This is a genomic window from Escherichia sp. MOD1-EC6819, from assembly GCF_002965765.1.
In the GTDB taxonomy this organism is placed as follows: domain Bacteria; phylum Pseudomonadota; class Gammaproteobacteria; order Enterobacterales; family Enterobacteriaceae; genus Escherichia; species Escherichia ruysiae.
This window is the reverse complement of the sequence record NZ_PTRG01000001.1, coordinates 325,681-339,826: the sequence shown is the minus strand read 5'-3', so window position 1 is coordinate 339,826 and position 14,146 is coordinate 325,681. Positions and strand designations below refer to the sequence as shown.

The following is a 14,146-nucleotide window of genomic DNA, read 5'->3' as shown; positions in this document are numbered from 1 at the left end:
AGGAATAATGAATGGAACTTTTGACCCAATTACTGCAGGCCCTGTGGGCGCAGGATTTTGAAACGCTGGCCAATCCGTCGATGATTGGCATGTTGTATTTTGTCTTGTTTGTAATTTTGTTCCTTGAAAACGGCTTGCTTCCGGCAGCCTTTTTACCGGGCGACAGCTTACTGGTGTTGGTCGGCGTATTGATTGCTAAAGGCGCGATGGGTTATCCACAAACGATTTTGCTATTGACCGTAGCCGCCAGCCTTGGCTGCTGGGTCAGTTACATACAGGGGCGATGGCTGGGCAATACCCGCACTGTGCAAAACTGGCTTTCCCATTTACCCGCGCACTATCACCAACGCGCACACCATCTTTTTCACAAACACGGTTTATCGGCGCTATTAATTGGTCGCTTTATTGCGTTTGTCAGAACACTGCTGCCGACCATTGCCGGGTTATCAGGGCTGAATAACGCACGCTTTCAGTTCTTCAACTGGATGAGCGGTTTGTTGTGGGTGTTGATCCTGACAACCCTGGGTTACATGCTCGGCAAAACGCCGGTATTTTTGAAGTACGAGGATCAGCTAATGTCATGCCTGATGCTGCTCCCGGTGGTACTGCTGGTATTTGGCCTGGCAGGTTCTCTGGTCGTGTTATGGAAAAAGAAATATGGAAATCGGGGGTAAAGGATGCAAATACCTCGCATGTCGCTTCGCCAGCTAGTCTGGTTCGGCGCTGCTTTATTGCTGGTCGGCACGCTGTTGCTGGCCTGGTCTGCGGTTCGTCAGCAAGATTCAACGCTGGCGATCCGTGCCGTTCATCAAGGCATGACGATGCCAGACGGTTTTTCCATCTGGCATCACCTTGACGCTCACGGCATTCCTTTCAAAAGCATTACCCCCAAGAACGACACTCTGTTAATTACGTTTGACTCCAGCGACCAGAGTGCCGCCGCAAAAGCAGTCCTCGACAGAACATTGCCCCATGGCTACATCATTGCGCAGCAGGACGATAACAGTCAGGCCATGCAGTGGCTGACCCGGCTGCGGGATAATTCTCATCGCTTCGGATAACTTCCTGTTATCCGAAACATATCACTCACTTTGGTGATTTCACCGTTACTGTCTATGATTAATGAGGCGGTGGTTAACACTACCGCTTCGTTGTCTGGACAATCGTTCCTTTGTAATAGGTTCGAGTCACAATGGAAGGTTCAAGAATGAAATACCGCATTGCTTTAGCTGTTTCTCTTTTTGCTCTTAGTGCCGGTAGTTATGCCACTACCCTGTGTCAGGAAAAGGAGCAAAATATCCTTAAGGAGATCAGCTATGCCGAAAAACACCAAAACCAGAATCGTATTGACGGTCTGAATAAAGCCCTGAGTGAAGTCCGGGCCAACTGTTCAGATAGCCAGCTTCGCGCCGATCATCAGAAAAAAATCGCTAAGCAGAAAGATGAGGTGGCGGAACGCAAGCAAGATTTAGCTGAGGCGAAGCAAAAAGGCGATGCGGACAAGATTGCCAAACGCGAACGGAAACTGGCAGAAGCGCAGGAAGAGCTGAAAAAGCTGGAAGCGCGCGACTACTAATTCACAATAGTCATTACTTACTCACCTGGAGAAAACTATGTCGAAAGAACACACTACGGAACATTTGCGTGCAGAGTTGAAATCCCTGTCTGATACGCTGGAAGAAGTACTAAGCGCCTCAGGAGATAAGTCGAAAGAAGAGTTGAGTAAGATTCGTAGTAAAGCAGAGCAGGCGCTAAAACAGAGCCGCTATCGCCTGGGTGAAACTGGCGAGGCAATTGCCAAACAGACTCGTGAAGCGGCGGCGCGTGCCGATGAGTACGTGCGTGAAAATCCGTGGACGGGTGTGGGCATTGGCGCTGCAATCGGTGTAGTGCTCGGCGTTCTGCTGTCGCGTCGTTAATTATGGCGGACACTCATCACGCGCAAGGGCCCGGTAAAAGCGTTCTGGGCATCGGGCAGCGAATAGTCACCATCATGGTCGAAATGGTGGAGACACGTCTGCGGCTGGCGGTGGTGGAGCTGGAAGAGGAAAAAGCCAATCTCTTTCAACTGTTACTGATGCTGGGCCTGACGATGCTTTTCGCTGCATTTGGTCTTATGAGCCTGATGGTGCTGATTATCTGGGCGGTTGATCCGCAATATCGCCTGAATGCGATGATTGCCACCACCGTGGTGTTGCTGCTACTGGCACTGATTGGCGGTATCTGGACGTTACGCAAGTCACGGAAATCGACACTGTTGCGCCACACGCGCCATGAACTGGCGAACGATCGGCAACTGCTCGAGGAGGAGTCCCGTGAGCGGTAAAGTCGAACGTGAACGCCGCAAGGCACAACTACTTAGCCAGATCCAGCAACAACGGCTGGATCTTTCCGCCAGTCGTCGAGACTGGCTGGAAGCAACAGGCGCTTACGATCGTCGCTGGAATATACTGTTGAGTCTGCGCTCCTGGGCGCTGGTTGGCAGTAGCGTGATGGCTATCTGGACAATTCGCCATCCGAATATGCTGGTTCGCTGGGCCAGGCGCGGTTTTGGCGTATGGAGTGCCTGGCGTCTGGTTAAAACCACCCTCAAACAGCAACAGCTGCGCGGTTAACGTCTTTCTGGCCGGAGCCATTCCGGCCTTATCCCTCAAAATTTTTGAAAAAATTTGACAGTTTTCCTTGCTAACAATCACCATTCACTACGTTTATGCTTCTCTCCATCGACAGCAACGACGCTAATACCGCGTCAATGCACAAAAAAACAATCAGCAGCCTGAGCGGCGCAGTGGAGAGTAAGATGAAAAAATTAGAAGATATTGGTGTACTGGTAGCGCGTATTTTAATGCCGATTCTGTTTATTACGGCAGGCTGGGGAAAAATTACAGGCTACGCGGGTACGCAACAATATATGGAAGCAATGGGCGTCCCCGGCTTTATGCTGCCGCTGGTGATTTTGCTTGAGTTTGGCGGTGGTCTGGCAATTCTGTTTGGTTTCCTGACTCGTACCACGGCGCTGTTTACCGCTGGCTTTACACTGCTGACTGCGTTTTTATTTCACAGCAATTTTGCAGAGGGCATGAACTCGCTGATGTTTATGAAAAACCTGACCATTTCTGGCGGATTCCTGCTGCTGGCAATTACGGGGCCGGGCGCATTCAGCATCGACCGCCTGCTGAATAAAAAGTGGTAAGCAGAGACTATACTTAACGATATTTGTTGGTCGGATAAGATGCGTAAGCATCGCATCCGACAATCAAAAATGTGCACTTTGCCAGCAATCTGAAACGAGGAGAAACACTCCTCGTTTTTGCTATTGGAGGAGAGAAAAATGGGTCAACTGATTGACGGCGTCTGGCATGACACCTGGTACGACACCAAATCCACCGGCGGTAAATTTCAACGTTCAGCTTCCGCATTTCGTAACTGGCTCACCGCTGACGGCGCACCAGGACCTACCGGCAAAGGCGGTTTTGCCGCAGAAAAAGATCGCTACCATCTCTATGTTTCACTCGCCTGCCCGTGGGCACACCGCACGCTGATTATGCGTAAACTCAAAGGTCTGGAACCGTTTATCTCCGTTTCCGTGGTGAATCCGCTGATGCTGGAAAATGGCTGGACCTTTGATGACAGTTTTCCGGGAGCAACCGGTGATACGCTCTATCAACATGAGTTTCTGTATCAGCTTTATCTCCACGCCGATCCACACTATAGCGGACGTGTCACTGTTCCCGTGCTATGGGACAAAAAGAACCACACCATTGTCAGCAACGAATCGGCGGAAATCATCCGCATGTTCAATACCGCGTTTGATGCACTGGGCGCGAAAGCGGGAGATTATTATCCTCCTGCGCTGCAAACTAAAATTGACGAACTTAACGGCTGGATTTACGACACCGTCAACAATGGCGTGTATAAAGCCGGTTTTGCTACCAGCCAGGAAGCCTACGACGAGGCGGTGGTGAAAGTGTTTGAATCGCTGGCGCGACTGGAGCAGATCTTAGGTCAGCATCGCTATCTGACCGGTAACCAGTTAACCGAAGCTGATATTCGCCTGTGGACCACGCTGGTGCGTTTTGATCCGGTGTATGTCACCCACTTCAAATGTGATAAGCACCGCATCAGCGATTACCTGAATCTGTATGGCTTCCTGCGCGATATCTACCAGATGCCGGGAATTGCCGAAACTGTCAATTTTGATCACATCCGTAATCACTACTTCCGCAGCCATAAGACCATCAACCCTACGGGGATTATTTCGATTGGTCCGTGGCAGGATCTTGATGAACCGCACGGGCGGGACGTTCGATTCGGCTAGACAAAGGCACCCTTCGTGGTGCCTCTGATTGTTGGCTAAGTGCGTGTTGTTCATGTCGGATGCGGCTTGAACGGCTTATTTGACCTAAAAATATTGTATATTCAATATATTGCAGAGAACTCACAGGCCAGATAAGCGTAGCGCATCTGGCGATTTTGCGCTTGCCATCAGTCTGAAGTTCCGTTCATTGCGCCTTATTAATTCATCATAGTGATATTTACTGCCATTTCATTCATGTCTATTCTTAATTTGCTGCTTTAAAAACAAGTGATTGAGCAAAATTGAGGCAAAAATGGACTGGTATCTGAAAGTACTAAAAAATTATGTCGGATTTCGGGGTCGTGCGCGGCGCAAAGAGTACTGGATGTTTATTCTGGTCAACATCATCTTTACGTTCGTGCTGGGACTACTGGATAAAATGTTAGGCTGGCAACGCGCCGGTGGCGAAGGCATCCTGACGACAATCTATGGCATTCTGGTGTTTTTACCGTGGTGGGCAGTTCAGTTCCGCCGCCTGCACGACACCGACCGCTCGGCGTGGTGGGTACTGCTGTTCTTAATCCCGTTTATCGGCTGGCTGATTATCATCGTCTTTAACTGCCAGGCGGGTACACCGGGTGAAAACCGCTTTGGGCCAGACCCGAAACTGGAACAGGAATAATAATTAAGCACCTTGTGAAAGGTGCTTAATCGTTTATTTTCCGGCGAACAACTTTGGAATTTCCCGCAAACACCAGGATTTTGCTTCTCCCATACTGTCGCGACGCCAGGCCATAATAATATCGATCTCGCTGGTCGATTCCGGGCTAACGACACGTAGCCGTCCTTCCGCAATATCTTTTTCCACCATCGGATACGGCATAGTTGCGACACCCAGCCCCGCCAGTAACGCCTGGCGTTTATCTTCAATGGTGCTGACCGTTAAGCGCGGCTGTTTGTCCAGCAACTGCACCGTCAATACCGGACGCTCACGAGCGGTATCCGCAACCGCAATTCCGCGATATTTCACGCGCGTCACCTCAGAAAGCGGTTCCGGCTCCTGGTGAATCGGGTGATCCGGCGCGGCAACGTAGACGTTCATTAAGGTATAGAGCTTGCGCGAGTTGATCTCCGACGAGGAACGAAAATGCATATCCGGCGCGATAACTATATCCGCTCGCCCCTGCTCCAGCCGCTCCCACGCGCCCGCCAGCACTTCGGTGATAATTGCCAGTTGGGTATTGGCTTTCACCGCCAGTTTGTCGATCAAAGGGAAAAAGGCAGCCGTCGGCACCAGCGCCTCGGTCACAATGGTGAGATGCGTTTCCCAACCGCGCGCGAGGGCTTCCGCATCGGTAGTCAGTTTATCTGCGGCTTCCAGCAGAACGCGTCCTCGCTCCAGCAACATACGCCCGACATTGGTGAATTTGGTGCGATGGCCAGAGCGGTCAAACAGTACCACATCCAGCTCTTCTTCCAGTTTTTGCATGGTGTAGCTAAGCGCAGAAGGCACGCGTCCCAGCTCATCTGCTGCTGCCGCAAAACTGCCACGGCGATCGATCGCGTCCATAACACGCAGTGCTTCCAGCGTTAATGCCCTTTCTTTGGCCATGTCGTTCTCATTCAGGAAATTTGAACATACCGGGCAGAATATCTGGCTAACAATGTAGCGTCTAGCCCCTTACCATAAAAGGAAGTAAAGAGAGGTCAATAATTATGATTACTACCCGAACTGCCAGGCAGTGTGGACAAGCAGACTACGGATGGTTACAGGCCCGGTATACTTTTTCCTTTGGACACTACTTCGACCCTAAATTGTTAGGCTACGCCTCCCTGCGCGTGCTCAATCAGGAAGTGCTGGCTCCAGGAGCCGCCTTTCAGCCACGAACCTATCCAAAAGTCGATATTTTGAATGTGATTCTGGATGGAGAAGCAGAATACCGCGACAGTGAAGGCAATCATGTTCAGGCCAGCGCCGGTGAAGCCTTATTGCTTTCTACTCAGCCGGGCGTGAGTTATAGCGAACATAACATTAGCAAAGACAAACCGTTAACGCGGATGCAGCTTTGGCTGGATGCCTGCCCGCAGCGAGAGAATCCGCTGATTCAAAAACTGGCGCTTAATATGGGCAAGCAGCAATTAATCGCCTCGCCCGATGGCACAGAGGGTAGCCTGCAACTGCGCCAGCAAGTGTGGTTGCATCATATTGTGCTCGCTAAGGGCGAAAGTGCGAACTTTCAACTTCACGGCCCGCGCGCCTATTTACAATCGATTCACGGCCAATTTCATGCAATTACGCATCATGAAGAGAAAGCGGCACTGACCTGCGGTGATGGTGCATTTATTCGTGACGAGGCTAACATTACGCTGGTTGCTGATTCCCCGCTGCGCGCTTTACTGATAGATTTACCTGTCTAGTTGTTTTTACAGGGAGAAGATGATGAGTAAAAAATCGGCGAAGAAACGCCAGTCAGTGAAGCCCGTTGTGGCGAAAGAAACCACTCGCGCAACTAAAAACTTTGGCTATGAAGAGATGTTGAGCGAGCTGGAAGCGATAGTAGCCGACGCCGAAACGCGGTTAGCCGAGGATGAAGCCGCCGCATAAAGACAGGTTGCCGGATGCGGCGTAAACGCCTTATCCGGCCTACAAAACCCAGCAATATCAATAAATTGCACCACTCGTAGGCCGGATAAGATGCGCCAGCATCGCATCCGGCTTCAGGTACGATACCCAAGACTCGCCGCTTATCTGGCCTTGCTCGCCATAATCTCGATAATCTGCCGATCCGTTTGCTGCATCGAATGGCTTGCCAGCGCACACAGATTGGCAATCGACTGCTCAACATCATGCGCCACAATCCCTTCATTGCCGGTCACGGCGGTATCATCCAGCGCCATTAACACCGCTTTCCACGCTGCCGAAGCACTGGTCGAAACCTTCATCGCACAACTGTTCGACGCACCATCGCAAATCATGCCGCTGACATCGCCGATCATACTGCTGATCGCCATAGAGATCGTTTCATAACGCCCATCCACCAGCCACGCCATCCCAGCGGCAGCCCCCATTGCTGCCGTCGTCGCCGCGCACAGCGCGGATAAACGCGGCAACTGGTTATGGATGTAAATCGCGCTCAAATGCGAAAGCATCAGCGCGCGTGCCAGCCGTTCATCATCCACCCCGAAGTGTTCCGCGACCACCACTACGGGCATTGTCGCGGTGATCCCCTGGTTACCAGAACCGGAGTTACTCATCGCCGGAAGCGTTGCGCCGCCCATACGCGCATCAGATGCCGCGCTGGTACGAATCACAATCGACGAGGAGAGATCCTTCGCCAACAAACCGCGCGCACACTGTTTTTCCAGCGTTGCGCCAATATGCAGCCCCCAGTTGCCACTCAAACCTTCCTGCGATAATGCACAGTTTAACTTCGCAGAATCGAGAATAAAGCGGATCGCCTCAAACGGGACTTCATTGACGAACTTCAGGATCTCGGCGAGCGTCGTTCTGGAGAGCACCGCCAGCGGCGACTCTTGCTCCCCCTCTGTCACACATGCCTGCTGGGCAAATACCACGCCATTGTGCGTCTCAATATGCACAATGTTGGTATGTCCACCGACGATGGTGACACACGCCCACTTCTCGCCGTTCCAGACTTTGGCGCGTGAGAAGAGGATCTCGTCGCAAGGTTCCTGGATCTTAACCGAGACTTTCCCCGCCGCCAGCAATGCTTTGGCATCAGCAATCGCCTGCGCAGTTGCGTCTTTCAGCACTTCCAGCCCGGCTTTGGCATTTCCACCTAACGCTCCCAGCGCCGCCGCAATCGGCAGTCCCACCATTCCCGTGCCGGGAACAGTAACGCCCAGACCGTTCTTCATCAGATTTGGCGAAACCCAGGCTTCTACACGTTCAACCGGACCTTCCAGTTCTGCCGCAGCAACCGCCGCTGCCAGCGCCAGTGAAATAGGTTCAGTACATCCCAGCGCCGGTTTTACTTCCTCCTGAACGGCGAGGATGTAACGCTGCCATAACGGATTTAAAGTCGAATCAAACATAATAAAAACCTTAAAATTTCAGGTAAATCAAGAAAATGCCAGGAACGGAGAAACGCAAAGCAACAAACCGGTGACGATAATCAGGTACAGAGACATCCCTTTGTATTTGTGTAATGCCGGTACTTTGTAAACCAGCCACGCCGGGATCAGGCACCCTACCATGCCGAAAATCGGGCTACAGATAGAGGTGAAGCTCAACACCGGCGCGTTCAGTACGATGGCGCTCCAGGCCAGTAAAATGGCGAAAATCATGATGCCGCGCTGAACGAGAGTTTCGTTAATCTTCTCGGCCGGTATCTTGCGGCGCAGGATGTTCATTACGATCCCTTGCGTTGCTTCACGGAAGCCTAAATAGACGCCAAAAAACGCGGTCATTACGGCAAAGATATTGAGAATGACACTAACCACTTTTACCCACGCTGCACCGTCACCGCTAATAAACTGTGCGGCAATCGCCAGCGCGGAAATATTCTGCTCGTAGGCTTTTACCGCTTCGTCATGTCCCATCGCCAGCGTGAACGACACGGCGTAGAAAAAGACGGTAACAAACAGAATGCCGAACGCGATGTTCATTGCCCGCAACGCTTTATGCCGCGCTACTTCAATCGATTTTTCCCGCGAGCGATAGGAAATCACCATCGGGCTTAATGTCTGGATAAACAGAATCGACGTCAGGGTAAACGGCAGCGTAATAATGGCGTTTTTCACCAGCAGCCCCAGCGGCGGCAGCGAACCCACGTTATACAGATGCCACATTCCCACCATCGACACGCCCAGCGCCGCGACCACCAGTAGCTTGGTCAGAACCATGCCAGTCGAAATCTTGAATAACAGTTTCTCGCCGCGTGAGGAGATGGCTACCAGAATGCAAATCAGTACCAGTCCATAAAACGGATTGTCTGATAGCACGCTTTCCGTCACGCCAAAAGTATGTAAATAGGAGGCGCTATCGTTGGTGATGGCGGTGGAATAGACGAACATCCAGATCACCAACATCACGAAATAGAGTGCACCTAACAGGATGCCCCAGTTTTTACCTAAATAACCGCTGATGACGCTGGGGTAATCTTTACACTCCGGTGATTCTGCCAGCGTATTAATAAACAACCGCTGAAACAGATACATTGCCGGGTAACCAATCACTGATGAGAGCAAAAATACCCACAATCCCATCAAACCGACCTGTACCGGGAGAAAAACAATCCCCGCGCCAATCGCCATCCCGATACTCATAATCACCCAGCCGGTGTCGGTACTGTCGAATTTGATTGCTTCACGCCATTCACTTTCACTCATTCCAGCACGACCCGCCGGGGTCGAAGCGTCTGCAATAACGCCTTTATTCGTTGCAATTTCCATAATTTCTCGCTCAATATTTTGTAGGGCTTTTTATTTTTTTCGAGCCGCATCAAGGCGATACGCGGTCTACGTTTTTTTGCAGGCGAGTTATTAGAATGAAGAAATGATACGCGTGAGGTTAGAGAAAATCTTCACAATCAAGACTTTGAAATAGCAGTTATGGATAATAATTTTCTATAAAATAAACAGAAAAGAAACAATTATTCTCTATTTGCGGCAGATCACAATAAAAAAGGGTGCACATTTTGTGCACCCAAAGATAAATGCGGATGAAATATCAGCCGCAGACCACTTTTATCGCCAGTCCTCCGCGTGAAGTTTCGCGGTATTTATCGTTCATATCTTTGCCAGTTTCATACATCGTCTCGATCACTTTATCGAGCGAAACACGCGGTGCAGAGGTACGCCGCATTGCCATCCGCGCGGCGTTTACCGCTTTCACAGCGTTGATAGCGTTACGTTCAATACACGGAATTTGCACTTGTCCGGCAACCGGATCGCAGGTCAGCCCAAGGTTATGCTCCATAGCGATTTCCGCCGCATTGCATACCTGCGCCGGGCTGCCGCCCAGCAGTTCGGTTAACCCTGCCGCCGCCATCGAACAGGCCACGCCAATTTCGCCCTGACACCCCACTTCCGCACCAGAGATGGAGGCATTCATTTTATACAGCGCGCCAATAGCGCCAGCCGCCAGTAGAAAACGGGCGATGGATCGCTCATTGAGCGGACGGCGGAATTTATCGTAATAGGCCAGCACTGCCGGAATAATACCGCAAGCGCCGTTAGTTGGTGCTGTCACTACACGCCCGCCAGCGGCGTTTTCTTCGCTGACCGCCAGAGCAAACATATTGATCCAGTCGATGACGTTCATTGGATCGTTAGAGATATTGTCACTAGAGACCAGCAAACGGCGCAGCGCCACCGCCCGGCGTGGGACATTGAGCGGGCCAGGCAATACGCCTTCGGTATTCATGCCGCGTTCAATACCGTCGTGCATCACCTGCCAGATACGAGCAAACCCTGCATCAATTTCCGCTTTGCTGCGCAGCGCCAGCTCGTTATGCATCATCAGGCCAGAAATAGACAGGCCGTTGTAATCACACATTTTCAGCAGTTCGCCTGCCGAGTGGAAGTCATAAGGTACGGGTGTTTCGACATCGTGCGACAGGCCGAAGTGTTCTTCTTCAACGATAAACCCGCCGCCGACAGAGTAATAGGTTTTGCTTAATAGCTCTTCCTGCCCGTTCCAGGCAGTAATCCGCATCCCGTTCTCATGACGAGACAACATTTCGGGATGGAAGATAATGTTCTTTGCTACAGGAAAATCAACAATATGCGCACCAGAAGCCACCGGCAGTCGCCCACTGCGCGTCACAAGTTCAATAAATGCAGGGATCTCATCAATAACAACATCCTGCGGGCTGTTTCCTGCCAGTCCCATAATGATGGCGATATCCGTGGCATGGCCTTTGCCCGTCAGTGACAACGACCCGTAAAGATCGACCACAATATGACTTGTTGCAGTTAATAAGCCACTACTCACCAGTCGGTCGATAAAACTTTTTCCAGCATTCATTGGCCCCACGGTATGCGAACTGGAGGGGCCAATACCAATTTTGAAAATATCGAATGCACTAATCATAACCACACTCTCGGATTGCCATTCTGTGAAGAGGGCGGGACGACTCTGCAATCGCCCCGCTCCGGGCTTTACACGCTACGTACTGCGATAGCTTCAATTTCCAGCTTCACATCTTTCGGCAAACGCGCGACCTGCACGCAGCTACGGGTCGGGTACGTCGCCTGATGCTCATCGAAGAACTGCTTATAGACTTCATTGATGGTGGCAAAGTCGTTCAGATCGGTGATGAATACCGTCATCTTGATGATATCGCCAACGGTGAGGCCAGCAGCAACCACGATCGCTTTGACGTTTTCAAGGCTTAAACGCGCCTGATCTTTCACATCAGCCGGGATCTCGCCAGTCTGCGGGCAAACCGGAATTTGCCCGGAGGTGAAGACCATGCTGCCTAAATCAACACCCTGAACATAAGGGCCGATTGCGCCTGGGGCACGTTGCGTTTCGATAATCTTTTTCATACATCCTCCGGCGTCAGAGCGCCTGGGTAAAGGTACGTGAAATCACATCCTGTTGCTGTTCGCGAGTCAGCGCGTTAAAGCGCACAGCGTAGCCAGAGACACGGATTGTCAGGTTCGGGTATTTTTCCGGGTGCTCAATGGCATCCAACAACATTTCCCGATTCATAACGTTAACGTTGAGATGTTGACCGCCTTCGATGTCCGCTTCGTGATGGAAATATCCATCCAGCAGACCAACAAGGTTGGTTTTGCGTACCGGATCTTCTTTACCCAGCGCCGCTGGGACGATCGAGAAGGTGTACGAAATACCGTCTTTGGCGTAAGTGAACGGCAGTTTCGCCACGGAAGTCAGCGAGGCTACCGCGCCTTTGCGGTCACGACCGTGCATCGGGTTAGCGCCCGGCGCAAACGGCGTACCCGCGCGGCGACCGTCCGGTGTGTTACCGGTTTTCTGTCCGTACACCACGTTAGAAGTGATAGTCAGGATCGACTGGGTCGGCACGGCGTTGCGATAGGTTGGCAGTGCTTTAATTTTCTTCATAAAGCGTTCAACCAGGTCACAAGCAATACTGTCTACACGCTCGTCGTTGTTGCCGTACTGTGGATATTCGCCGTCGATTTCAAAGTCCACCGCCAGACCGTTTTCGTCACGGATGGGTTTCACTCGGGCATATTTAATAGCGGAAAGTGAATCCGTCGCCACCGACAGACCCGCGATGCCGCAAGCCATGGTGCGATAGACATCACGATCGTGCAGCGCCATCAGCGAGGCTTCATAGCTGTACTTGTCGTGCATGTAGTGGATGATGTTCAGCGCGCTGATGTACTGCACCGCCAGCCAGTCCATGAAATGGTCGAGGCTGTCCATGACTTTGTTGTAATCCAGCACGTCGTCCATCAATGGTGCCGTTTTCGGGCCGACCTGAATCTTCAGCTTCTCGTCCATCCCGCCGTTGATTGCGTACAGCAGTGTTTTCGCCAGGTTAGCGCGTGCACCGAAGAACTGCATCTGCTTACCAATCACCATTGGGCTGACGCAGCAGGCAATCGCGTAATCGTCGCTGTTGAAGTCAGTACGCATCAGATCGTCGTTTTCATACTGCAAAGAAGAGGTGACGATAGATACTTGCGCCGCATATTTTTTGAAGGCAATCGGCAATGCTTCCGACCACAGAATAGTCAGGTTTGGTTCCGGCGCTGGTCCCATGGTGTGTAGGGTATGCAGATAGCGGAAGGAGTTTTTAGTCACCAGAGTGCGGCCATCCAGCCCCATCCCGCCGATCACTTCCGTCGCCCAGATGGGATCGCCGGAGAACAACGAATCAAATTCCGGTGTACGCAGGAAGCGCACCATGCGGATCTTCATGATGAAGTGGTCGATCAGTTCCTGCGCCTGCTGCTCATTAAGCACGCCGGCTTTAAAGTCGCGCTCGATGTAGATATCGAGGAACGATGCGGTACGACCCAGAGACATTGCGCCGCCGTTTTGCGATTTCACCGCCGCCAGGTAAGCGAAGTAGAGCCACTGCACCGCTTCCTGCGCATTCTGCGCCGGACGGGAGATGTCGAAGCCGTATTTCGCCGCCATTTCCTGAATCTGCAACAGCGCATGACGATGTTCCGCCAGCTCTTCACGCAGACGGATGGTGGCTTCAAGATCCTCACCTTTTTCCAGACGAGACTGGAGATCGGCAAATTGCAGTTCGCGTTCACGTACCAGATAACTGATGCCGTACAGCGCCACGCGGCGATAGTCTCCGATGATACGACCACGACCATAACCGTCCGGCAAACCGGTCAGTACGCCAGATTTACGGCAGCGCAGCATATCAGGTGAGTAAACATCAAATACGCCCTGATTATGGGTTTTACGCAGATCGGTAAAGATGTACTCAAATTCGCTGTCCATTTCACGGCCATATGCGTGGAATGAACTTTTAATCATATTAATGCCGCCAAACGGATGCAGCGCGCGCTTTAACGGCGCATCGGTTTGCAGACCAACAATTTTTTCCAGCGGCTGATTAATATAACCAGCATCATGGGCGGTAATGGTAGTGGCAATATCAGTATCGAAATCAACCGGCGCGTGGGTCGCATTTTCGATACGAATGCCTTCCATTACTTTTTCCCACAATGCCGTGGTCGCTGGCGTTGCTTCAGCAAGGAAAGATTCATCACCTTCATAAGGCGTATAGTTGTGTTGAATAAAATCGCGGACATTAATTTCGTTTTTCCAGTCCGTACCTTTAAAGCCAAGCCATGCGTCGGCGTACAGCTTATCGCTGGTATCAATATCTACCTTCATGAAAAATAATCTCTCTACAAGACTTC

At 51.4% G+C, this 14,146-nt stretch carries 17 protein-coding genes; 11 read left to right on the top strand and 6 right to left on the bottom strand.

Annotated features, from left to right (window positions below):
- The first annotated feature begins 11 nt into the window (after nucleotides 1–11).
- The 9 genes from yqjA (at nucleotide 12) to A7Z06_RS01685 (ending at nucleotide 4,979) form a co-directional block, all read left to right on the top strand.
- Nucleotides 12–674, top strand: coding sequence for a DedA family general envelope maintenance protein YqjA (gene yqjA, locus A7Z06_RS01725; protein WP_000422149.1), 663 nt, complete (start codon nucleotides 12–14; stop codon nucleotides 672–674).
- Between the two features lie 3 nt (nucleotides 675–677).
- Complete coding sequence (gene mzrA / locus A7Z06_RS01720; RefSeq protein ID WP_001166774.1) at nucleotides 678–1,061, top strand: EnvZ/OmpR regulon moderator MzrA; 384 nt, start codon at nucleotides 678–680, stop codon at nucleotides 1,059–1,061.
- A 146-nt stretch (nucleotides 1,062–1,207) separates the two neighbouring features.
- Nucleotides 1,208–1,576: a DUF1090 family protein YqjC gene (gene yqjC / locus A7Z06_RS01715; protein WP_010346332.1), complete on the top strand. Its 369-nt coding sequence runs from the start codon at nucleotides 1,208–1,210 to the stop codon at nucleotides 1,574–1,576.
- Nucleotides 1,577–1,613: 37 nt separating this feature from the next.
- Complete coding sequence (locus A7Z06_RS01710) at nucleotides 1,614–1,919, top strand: DUF883 family protein (RefSeq protein WP_000031409.1); 306 nt, start codon at nucleotides 1,614–1,616, stop codon at nucleotides 1,917–1,919.
- 2 nt (nucleotides 1,920–1,921) lie between these two features.
- Nucleotides 1,922–2,326 (top strand): phage holin family protein, encoded by a 405-nt coding sequence (locus A7Z06_RS01705; RefSeq protein ID WP_000785727.1) that lies wholly within the window; start codon nucleotides 1,922–1,924, stop codon nucleotides 2,324–2,326.
- Nucleotides 2,316–2,615, top strand: a complete 300-nt coding sequence (locus A7Z06_RS01700; RefSeq protein ID WP_000015589.1) for a YqjK-like family protein — start codon at nucleotides 2,316–2,318, stop codon at nucleotides 2,613–2,615. The genes A7Z06_RS01705 and A7Z06_RS01700 overlap by 11 nt, the downstream gene beginning before the upstream one ends.
- A 185-nt stretch (nucleotides 2,616–2,800) precedes the next feature.
- Nucleotides 2,801–3,193 (top strand): DoxX family protein, encoded by a 393-nt coding sequence (locus A7Z06_RS01695; protein WP_000732221.1) that lies wholly within the window; start codon nucleotides 2,801–2,803, stop codon nucleotides 3,191–3,193.
- Nucleotides 3,194–3,331: 138 nt separating this feature from the next.
- Nucleotides 3,332–4,318 carry a glutathionyl-hydroquinone reductase YqjG gene (yqjG, locus tag A7Z06_RS01690; RefSeq protein ID WP_000531183.1) on the top strand — a complete coding sequence of 329 codons (987 nt, stop codon included), beginning with the start codon at nucleotides 3,332–3,334 and terminating at the stop codon, nucleotides 4,316–4,318.
- Between the two features lie 292 nt (nucleotides 4,319–4,610).
- Nucleotides 4,611–4,979, top strand: coding sequence for a DUF805 domain-containing protein (locus A7Z06_RS01685; RefSeq protein ID WP_000384146.1), 369 nt, complete (start codon nucleotides 4,611–4,613; stop codon nucleotides 4,977–4,979).
- 33 nt (nucleotides 4,980–5,012) lie between these two features.
- On the opposite strand, the gene yhaJ is transcribed toward A7Z06_RS01685, so the two are convergent.
- The gene (gene yhaJ / locus A7Z06_RS01680; RefSeq protein ID WP_001041002.1) at nucleotides 5,013–5,909 is read right to left on the bottom strand and encodes a DNA-binding transcriptional regulator YhaJ; all 897 of its coding nucleotides are present in this window, start codon (nucleotides 5,907–5,909) and stop codon (nucleotides 5,013–5,015) included.
- A gap of 104 nt (nucleotides 5,910–6,013) precedes the next feature.
- Here yhaJ and A7Z06_RS01675 point away from each other — a divergent pair, with 104 nt between their 5' ends.
- Together A7Z06_RS01675 and yhaL are read left to right on the top strand one after the other, a co-directional pair.
- Nucleotides 6,014–6,715: a pirin family protein gene (locus A7Z06_RS01675; protein ID WP_000633570.1), complete on the top strand. Its 702-nt coding sequence runs from the start codon at nucleotides 6,014–6,016 to the stop codon at nucleotides 6,713–6,715.
- A gap of 22 nt (nucleotides 6,716–6,737) precedes the next feature.
- Complete coding sequence (yhaL, locus tag A7Z06_RS01670; RefSeq protein ID WP_010346326.1) at nucleotides 6,738–6,902, top strand: protein YhaL; 165 nt, start codon at nucleotides 6,738–6,740, stop codon at nucleotides 6,900–6,902.
- 140 nt (nucleotides 6,903–7,042) lie between these two features.
- On the opposite strand, the gene cyuA is transcribed toward yhaL, so the two are convergent.
- The 5 genes from cyuA to tdcE form a co-directional block, all read right to left on the bottom strand.
- The gene (gene cyuA, locus A7Z06_RS01665; protein WP_000460496.1) at nucleotides 7,043–8,353 is read right to left on the bottom strand and encodes a cysteine desulfidase; all 1,311 of its coding nucleotides are present in this window, start codon (nucleotides 8,351–8,353) and stop codon (nucleotides 7,043–7,045) included.
- Nucleotides 8,354–8,380: 27 nt separating this feature from the next.
- On the bottom strand, nucleotides 8,381–9,712 hold the full coding sequence (locus A7Z06_RS01660; protein ID WP_000401618.1) for an amino acid permease: 1,332 nt from the start codon (nucleotides 9,710–9,712) through the stop codon (nucleotides 8,381–8,383).
- Between the two features lie 277 nt (nucleotides 9,713–9,989).
- The gene (gene tdcG, locus A7Z06_RS01655) at nucleotides 9,990–11,354 is read right to left on the bottom strand and encodes an L-serine ammonia-lyase (RefSeq protein WP_000622149.1); all 1,365 of its coding nucleotides are present in this window, start codon (nucleotides 11,352–11,354) and stop codon (nucleotides 9,990–9,992) included.
- Between the two features lie 68 nt (nucleotides 11,355–11,422).
- Nucleotides 11,423–11,812: an enamine/imine deaminase gene (locus tag A7Z06_RS01650; protein ID WP_000719986.1), complete on the bottom strand. Its 390-nt coding sequence runs from the start codon at nucleotides 11,810–11,812 to the stop codon at nucleotides 11,423–11,425.
- Nucleotides 11,813–11,825: 13 nt separating this feature from the next.
- A complete protein-coding gene (tdcE, locus tag A7Z06_RS01645) occupies nucleotides 11,826–14,120 on the bottom strand; it encodes a 2-ketobutyrate formate-lyase/pyruvate formate-lyase (RefSeq protein ID WP_000861701.1) in 2,295 nt (764 codons plus the stop codon).
- Between the last annotated feature and the right edge of the window lie 26 nt (nucleotides 14,121–14,146).